1 protein-coding gene is annotated in these 274 nt (G+C 66.4%); it reads left to right on the top strand.

Annotation, left to right across the window (positions count from 1 at the left end; all coding sequences use genetic code 11):
* The coding region (locus tag E0702_RS17355; RefSeq protein WP_205742056.1) for an acyl-CoA dehydrogenase family protein at nucleotides 1-274 on the top strand (274 nt) is incomplete at both ends.

Below are 274 nucleotides of genomic sequence, written 5' to 3'. Positions count from 1 at the left end.
CACCACCGCCGAGGACAAGGGCGACCACTGGCTGCTCAACGGCTCGAAGACCTTCATCTCCAACGGCATCCTCGCCGACCTGGTGATCGTCGTCGCCAAGACCACCCCCGACGGCGGCGCCAAGGGGCTCTCGCTGATCGTCGTCGAGCGCGGCGCGGAAGGGTTCGAGCGCGGCCGGAACCTCGACAAGATCGGCCAGAAGTCGCAGGACACCGCCGAGTTGTTCTTCAACGACGTCCGCGTCCCCAAGGAGAACCTCCTCGGCGAACTCGAC

Source organism: Halomonas marinisediminis (assembly GCF_004347715.1).
In the GTDB taxonomy this organism is placed as follows: Bacteria; Pseudomonadota; Gammaproteobacteria; order Pseudomonadales; family Halomonadaceae; genus Halomonas; species Halomonas icarae.
This window is presented reverse-complemented; position numbering and strand designations above follow the sequence as displayed.